The sequence below is a fragment of the Methylobacterium trifolii genome (assembly GCF_022179685.1).
Classification (GTDB): Bacteria; Pseudomonadota; Alphaproteobacteria; order Rhizobiales; family Beijerinckiaceae; genus Methylobacterium; species Methylobacterium trifolii.
On record NZ_BPRB01000056.1, the window covers coordinates 21,743 to 29,466 of the forward strand.

Annotated in this window: 5 protein-coding genes; 4 read left to right on the forward strand and 1 reads right to left on the reverse strand. The window is 72.2% G+C overall.

Annotated features, from left to right (window positions below):
• Positions 1–172 precede the first annotated feature (172 nt).
• Positions 173–3,334 (forward strand): PAS domain-containing protein, encoded by a 3,162-nt coding sequence (locus tag COGEMETH_RS04980; RefSeq protein WP_238181502.1) that lies wholly within the window; start codon positions 173–175, stop codon positions 3,332–3,334.
• A gap of 145 nt (positions 3,335–3,479) precedes the next feature.
• Here the strand turns inward: COGEMETH_RS04980 and COGEMETH_RS04985 are convergent, their stop codons facing one another.
• Positions 3,480–4,889, reverse strand: a complete 1,410-nt coding sequence (locus COGEMETH_RS04985) for a TAXI family TRAP transporter solute-binding subunit (protein WP_238181507.1) — start codon at positions 4,887–4,889, stop codon at positions 3,480–3,482.
• Positions 4,890–5,074: 185 nt separating this feature from the next.
• Between COGEMETH_RS04985 and COGEMETH_RS04990 the strand changes: the two genes are divergently transcribed.
• From COGEMETH_RS04990 to COGEMETH_RS05000, 3 genes are all read left to right on the forward strand, one after another.
• Positions 5,075–5,635: a RecX family transcriptional regulator gene (locus tag COGEMETH_RS04990; RefSeq protein WP_238181503.1), complete on the forward strand. Its 561-nt coding sequence runs from the start codon at positions 5,075–5,077 to the stop codon at positions 5,633–5,635.
• Positions 5,636–5,712: 77 nt separating this feature from the next.
• Positions 5,713–6,144: an OsmC family protein gene (locus tag COGEMETH_RS04995; protein WP_238181504.1), complete on the forward strand. Its 432-nt coding sequence runs from the start codon at positions 5,713–5,715 to the stop codon at positions 6,142–6,144.
• Positions 6,145–6,255: 111 nt separating this feature from the next.
• On the forward strand, positions 6,256–7,467 hold the full coding sequence (locus COGEMETH_RS05000; protein WP_238181505.1) for a putative DNA modification/repair radical SAM protein: 1,212 nt from the start codon (positions 6,256–6,258) through the stop codon (positions 7,465–7,467).
• The last annotated feature ends 257 nt before the right edge of the window (positions 7,468–7,724 follow it).

Below are 7,724 nucleotides of genomic sequence, written 5' to 3' on the forward strand. Positions count from 1 at the left end.
GGACGGACGGACGCTCCACGTTGACTTGACCCGGCGTTGCCCACATCCCTGCTTGGGGAGGCCGAGCCGGGAACGACCGGCGGCGGGACACCCGTGAGCATTCTGGGGCGACGTGGATAGCGGCTCACGCGAGAACAGGGGCGGGGACGGAGACGGCCCGGAGACGGCGGCGGTGCCGCAGGCCCTGCGCTTCCTGACGAACGGCGGCACGACGGGGCGCGAGATCCTGGCGCGCGACTGGTCCGGCACGTCGCTGGGGCCGATCGCGGACTGGCCCGTCTCGCTGCGCACGACGCTCGCGACGATGCTGACCTGCCCGGCGCCGATGTACCTCGCCTGGGGCCCGGACCTCGTCAGCCTCTTCAACGATCCCTACCGCCCGATCCTCGGCATCCGGCTCCCCGGGGCGCTGGGGCGCCCCTTCCGCGAACTCTGGGCGGACCTGTGGGACGACATCGGGCCGCTCTGCGACAGGGCGCTCTCCGGGGAGGGGGTCTCCGTCCGCAACCTCCCGCTGACGATGAACCGGCAGGGCACGCCGGAGGCGACGTGGTGGAGCTTCACCTACTCGCCCGTGCACGACGATTCCGGCGCGGTCGCCGGCATGCTCTGCATCACCGGCGAGACCACAGCGCAGGTCCTGGCCGAGCGGGAGCGGCGGGAGAGCGAGGAGCGCCTGGAGATGGCGCTCTCGGCCGGCAACAGCATCGGCACCTGGGACTGGGACGTGCGGGCCGACCGGGTCACGGCGGATGCGCGCTTCGCCCGGCTCTACGGCGTCGATCCGGCCAAGGCCGCCGCCGGCGCGCCGATCGCCGAGTTCTTCGGCGGCATCCACCCCGACGACCTCGGGCACGTGCGGGCCGCCATCGCCGGCGCGATGCGGGCGGGCGGCGACTTCGCCTCGGAATACCGCCTCGTGCGCCCCGACGGGGTGCGCTGGGTCGCGGCGCAGGGCCGCTGCATCCTGGCCGAGGACGGCAGCCCCCTACGCTTTCCCGGCGTCACCTTCGACATCACCGAGCGGCGGCGCGCCTCGGACGCGCTGGTGGCGAGCGAGGCCCGCCTGCGCGCCGTGTTCGAGGCGGTGCCGGTGGGCCTCGTCATCGCCGAGGCGCCCTCGGGCCGGGTCGTCGGCGCCAACGCCCGCGTCGCGGAGATCCTGCGCCACCCCGTCCACGACACCCCCGACATCGCGAGCCACGAGCGCTGGGTCGCCTTCCACCCGGACGGGCGGCAGGTGCGGGCCGCGGAGTATCCCCTCGCCCGCACCGTCCTCACGGGCGAGGCCGCCGCCGCCGAGGTGCTCTACCGGCGCGGCGACGGCACCTCCGCCTGGGTCCGGCTCGCGAGCGCGCCGATCCGCGACGGCGGCGGCGGCCTGCGCGGCGCCGTGGTGGCGATCGACGACATCGACGCGCGCCGGACCGCCGAGGAGGCGGTGCGGGCGGGCGCCCGCGAACTGCGCCTCGTGGCCGACGCCCTGCCGAACCTGATCGCCTTCATCGACACGGGGCTGGTCTACCGCTTCGCCAACGCCGCCTACGAGGCGTGGTTCGGCCGCCCCCTCGACCGTGTGGTCGGGTACCATGTGCGCGACCTCGTGGGCGAGGCCGGGTTCCAGGAACGCCGCACCGCCCTCGAGGCGGTGCTGGCGGGCCGGGAGATCCACCTGGAGCTGGAATGGCCCCATCCCAATGGGGAGCCGCGCACGGCCGACATCCGCTACATCCCACGCCGCCGGGCGGACGGCACGGTCGACGGCTTCTACGCCTTCGTGCAGGACATCACGGACCGCAAGCGCATCGAGGCCTCCCTGACGCGGCAGGTCGAGGCCCGCACCCGCGAGCGCAACCGGCTCTGGGAGACCACCACCGACCTGATGGGCACGGCCGGGCTCGACGGCTACCTCAAGGCCGTCAACCCGGCCTGGACCCGGGCGCTCGGCTGGAGCCGGGAGGAGCTCCTGTCACGCCCCTTCCTCGACATCATCGACTCCGCCGACCACGCGGAGACGGGCGACGTGGTGGGGCGCCTCGCCGCGGGCGAGACCGTGGACGGCTTCGTCGACCAGATCATCCGCCAGGACGGGCAGCGCGTGACCGTGATGTGGAACGCGGTGCCCGAGGGCGACCTGTTCTACATCGTCGGGCGCGACATCACCGACCAGCGCGAGGCCGAGGAACTGCTGCGCCAGGCCCAGAAGATGGAGGCGGTCGGCCAGCTCACCGGCGGGCTCGCCCACGACTTCAACAACCTGCTCACCGGCATCGTCGGGTCCCTGGACCTGATGCAGACCCGCATCCGGCAGGGCCGCACCGAGCAGATCGAGAAATACGCCAACGCCGCCCTGTCCTCGGCCAACCGGGCCGCGGCGCTGACCCACCGCCTGCTCGCCTTCGCCCGCCGCCAGCCCCTGGAGCCCAAGCCCACCGACGCCAACGGGCTGATCGCCGGGATGGAGGACCTGCTGCGGCGGACCTTGAGCGAGCGGGTGAACCTGGAGATCGTCACCGCCGGCGGCCTCTGGCTGACCCTGTGCGACCCCCACCAGCTCGAGAGCGCGGTGCTCAACCTCGCCATCAACGCGCGCGACGCCATGCCGGACGGCGGGCGCCTCGTGATCGAGACCTGCAACACCCACCTCGACCGCGCCTACGCCCGGCTCCATCCGGGCGTGGCCGCGGGGCAGTACATCTGCATCTGCGTCACCGACACCGGCACCGGCATGAGCCCGGACGTGGCGGCCAAGGCGTTCGACCCGTTCTTCACGACCAAGCCGCTGGGCCAGGGCACGGGGCTCGGCCTCTCGATGATCTACGGCTTCGCCAAGCAGTCGGAGGGGCACGCCAAGATCTACTCGGAGCCCGGCGCCGGCTCGACCATCAAGATCTACCTGCCGCGCTACCGCGGCAGCGCCGCGACCGAGGCGATGATGCCGGCCCCCGGCCCCGTCCCGCGCGCGGAGCGGGGCGAGACGGTGCTGGTGGTGGAGGACGAGGCGGTGGTGCGCGACCTCATCGTCGAGGTGCTGCACGATCTCGGCTACCGGGCGCTGGAGGCGGTGGACGGCCCCGCGGGCCTCGCGATCCTGCTGTCGCCGGAGCGGATCGACCTGCTCGTCACCGACGTCGGCCTGCCGGGCCTGAACGGGCGCCAGATGGTGGACCAGACCCGCGACGCGCGGCCCGACCTCAAGGTCCTGTTCATCACCGGCTACGCCGAGAACGCGATGTTCGGCAACGGCGGCCTCGACCCCGGCATGCAGATGATCACCAAGCCGTTCCCGGTGGAAACCCTGGCGACCCGCATCCGGGAGATGATCGAGGGGTGAGGGTGGGGTTTTTCGTATGCGGGCCCCGGATGGAGTCCTTGGACGACGTTCCGGCGCGGGCGTTTCCCGCTCCCCTCTCCCGACCCTCGCTGACGCGAGGCCCACCCTCCCCCGCAGAGGGGGGCGGGAAGTGCAAAGAATCGACCTACTCCGCCGCCGGCACGCTCAGCGCCAGGAGCCGGGCCGTGCGGGTGCGGGCGCCGGAGCGGGTCTCCGCCTCGCGGAGCCCGTCGAGCTGGCGGCGGGCGTCGGCGATGGCCGCGTGCACGCCGTCCACCGCCAGGATCAGGGCGCTGACGGTGCGGGTGTCGATGCTGCGCTCGCGGGCGTAGGTCACCACGTCGGCCACCAGCCCGTCCGTCTCGATCGCGATGGCGTCGAGTTCCGCCCGCGTGGTGGCCGCGCGCACCTCCCGCATCACGTCGAGCAGGCGGTCGAGGACGATGTCCACGCGCTCCCGGCGCTTGCGGGCCAGCCGCTGGCCGAGCCAGGCGATGCCCGAGCCGATGGTGCCGCCGAAGAAGGCGAACAGGTAGATGTAGTCCTCGTAGCGCTCCAGGAAGGTCTGCTGCTCGCGCTCGAAATAATCCACCGCGCCGGGGTGGTTCGGGAGCCGGGCCGAGGTCGCGGCCACCGTGGTGTCGAAGTCGGGCGCCTTCATCAGCTTGGCGATCGGGGCCACGGCGGCGAGCTTGGAGCGCCACTCGAACAGGTGCTGGGTGGCCGAGGCCACCGCGACGCGGTTGACGGTGCCGCGCGCCATCAGCCGGTAGGAGGCGCCCACCGTCTTGACCTCCTCCTGCGGGCGCTTGGGCCGGCCGCCGAAGGTGCCGGCCGGGATCGTCACCGCCTGCAACTCGGGATAGCGCTGGAGGATGGCCTCGGTGTCGGGCACCGAGACGAGGGCGACCTTCTTGTCGGGCGTGCCGGATTCCACGGCGCGCACCAGGGCGTTGGCGGCCTTCGAGCCGGGGCTGGCGATGATCGCGGCCGCGTCCACCCGCTTCTCGGCGATGGCGGCCGTGACCTCGGCGGGCTTGAGCATCACCAGAGCCACCCGGCCCGGCGCCGGCTCCTCGCCGGCCGCCTCCCCGCCGCCGGGCAGGAAGTCGTAGAAGGCCAGGAGGTTCGTGAGGAAGGGCAGGTCCGCGTCGTGGCGCACCACCACGCCGAGGCGCTTGCGGGCGAGGTCGGGGATGTCCTCGATCTCGGAGGCGGCGGGGGCTGCGATGACCAGGGCCTCGTCGTGCAGGATCGCCAGCGTCAGGCCGTTCTCGGGCATGAACACGTCGGGCCGGACGATGGCGAGGTCCGCCTTGTTGGCCTGGAGCGCCTCGCCGCTGTCGCGCACGTCGCCGTAGCGGACGACCTTGAAGCGCACGTCCTCGCGGGCGCGGCCGAGCAGGCCGGCATAGGCCTCGATGAGGGCGGCCTCGGGCCCATCCTGCGGGCCGACGGCGACGGTGAGCGTGGTCGGGCGCGACAGGTAGAACACCCCCGCGGCGGCCGCCGCGAGCCCGAGGGCGAGCAGGACGAGGAGCGCCTCGCGCCTCAAGACGGCGGCAGACACTGCGTGGAGGAGACCATGGCCGATCCTGCCGCGTTGCAAGCGTTCCATGATCCAGTCATGAAACGCAAACCTGTCCAGAACGTGAAGAACCCGTGATCCGGCCAATCGTTGCAGGTCCCGACGAGGGACGGCCCGAATCCAGCGAACGCCAAGCAAGACCCACGCCGCCGGTGAGCCCGGCCTACCTGGAGCGGGCCGCCCTCCACTACCTCGAACGCTACAGCGCCTCGACGCAGATGCTGCGCCGGACGCTGATGCGCCGCGTCGAGAAGCGGGCCCGCGCCCGCGACGAGGACCCGGCCGCCTTCGCCGAGATGATCGACGCGGTGGTGGCGCGCGCCGTCGAAGGCGGCCTCGTGGACGACGCGCGCTTCGCGACGGCGCGGCTCGCCACCCTGCGCCGCCGGGGCGCCTCCGCCCGCGGTGCGTCCGCCAAGCTCGCGGCCAAGGGCGTGCCCCGCGACGTGGTCGAGGCGGCGATGGAGGCCGAGCGCGCGGCCCTGGCGGAGGACGAGTCGGACGGGACGGAGGCCGAAGGCATCGAGGAGCGGGCCGCCCGCGCCTATGCCAGGAGGCGGCGCCTCGGGCCCTGGCGCCGGCCGGAGATCCGCGCCCTCCATCGGGAGCGCGACCTCGCGGCGCTCGCCCGGGCGGGCTTCCCCTATGGTCTCGCCCGCCGCATCCTCGACGAGACGGAGCCGGGTTCAAGCGACGACGCTGGATTTCGCTGACGCCCGCCCCACCTGCGCTCCCATCGGGGGACGATCCCGCGCGCAGCCCGCGCGGGCCAGAACAGGATGGATTTCGCATGATCGACCGCAAGGCCCACGCCGTCTGGCAGGGCAACGGCAAGGCCGGCAAGGGCCACATCACGACCCAGTCGGGCGTGCTCTCCGACCAGCCCTACGGCTTCAACACCCGCTTCGAGGGCGCGCCCGGCACCAACCCGGAGGAGCTGATCGCGGCGGCCCACGCCGGCTGCTTCACCATGGCGCTCGCCTTCCAGCTCCAGGAGGCGGGGTTCACGGCCACCGAGATGACCACCGAGTCCGTCGTGACCCTCGACAAGGACGGCCCCGGCTTCAAGGTGACGAAATCGGCCCTGACGCTGACCGCCACCATCCCCGGCATCGACCAGGCGAAGTTCGACGAACTGGCCCACGCCGCCGAGACCGGCTGCCCGATCTCGAAGGTGCTCAACGCCGAGATCACCCTCAAGGCCACCCTCAAGCAGGGCTGAGTTTTTGCGATCGGCCCGCGCTCCGGCTCTTGCCGGGGTGCGGCATCGGGGCCGGGGCACGGGACGGGTCGCGCCCTTGCCTTCGGCGGCCCCGCGTTCATTGTTCGTTCGATGGATGAAGCGCTGGCCAAGAAACTGCGCATCCTCGCGGATGCCGCCAAGTACGATGCCTCCTGCTCCTCGTCGGGGGCGCCCAAGCGCAAGGCCGGCAAGGGCGAGCTCGGCTCGACCACGGGGGCCGGCATCTGCCACGCCTACACCCCGGACGGGCGCTGCATCTCGCTCCTGAAGATCCTGCTGACGAACTACTGCCTGTTCGACTGCGCCTATTGCATCAACCGCCGCTCCTCGAACGTGGCCCGCGCGCGCTTCTCGGTGCAGGAGGTCGTGACCCTCACGGTCGAGTTCTACAAGCGCAACTACATCGAAGGGTTGTTCCTCTCCTCCGGCATCATCAAGTCGCCCGACTACACCATGGAACTGCTGACGCGGGTGGCGAAATCCCTGCGGCGCGACCACGGCTTCCGCGGCTACATCCACCTCAAGTCGATCCCCGAGGCCAGCCCCTGGCTGATCGAAGAGGCCGGCCTCTACGCCGACCGGCTCTCGATCAACGTCGAGCTGCCGACGGAGGCGAGCCTCGCCAGGCTCGCCCCGGAGAAGGACGGGGCGGCGATCCAGGGGGCGATGGCGCAGATCTCGGAGCGCATCGTCGAGGCCAAGGCCGAGCGCCGGCGCTTTTCGCCTGCCGGCCAGTCCACCCAGGTGATCGTGGGGGCGGACGCCACCACCGACGAGGCCCTGATCCGCAAGAGCGCGCATCTCTACGGCAGCGTCGGCCTCAAGCGGGTCTACTATTCCGCCTTCAGCCCGATCCCCGAGGGCTCGGCCATCCTGCCGCTGAAATCCCCGCCGCTCCAGCGCGAGCACCGGCTCTACCAGGCCGACTGGCTGATCCGGTACTACGACTTCTCCCCCGACGACGTGGCGGACGCGGCCGATGACGGGATGTTCTCCCTCGACATCGACCCGAAGCTCGCCTGGGCCCTGAAGCACCGCCACCGCTTCCCCGTGGACGTGAACCGGGCCGACCGGGAGATGCTGCTGCGGGTGCCGGGCCTCGGGGCGCGTGCCGTGGACAAGATCATCGCCGCCCGCCGCCACACGCGGCTGCGCCTCGAGGACGTGGCCCGGCTGTCCTCGGCCCTGAAGCGTGCCCGCCCCTTCCTGATCGCGGCCGACTACACGCCGGCGGGGCTCACCGACCGGCTCGATCTGCGCAGCCGGCTCGCGGAGCCGGCGCAGCAGTTGAGTCTGTTTTGATGCGCCCGCAAGGCGCACTCCCTCCCCCCTCCGCGGGGGAGGGTGGCCCTTGCGTCAGCGAGGGTCGGGAGAGGGGAGCGCCGTATCCGGAGAGGGCGCTTCCCTCTCCCGACTTGGCTCGCGGGCCACCCTCCGCCGCAGAGGTGGGAGGGCCCGTGCGGGCTTCCTTCCAAGTCGCGCCATACCGGCCGCCTCACCGTTTTTGGATGCCCGACCGCACATGCTTCCCCCGATCGAGACCATCGTCGAGAACTTCG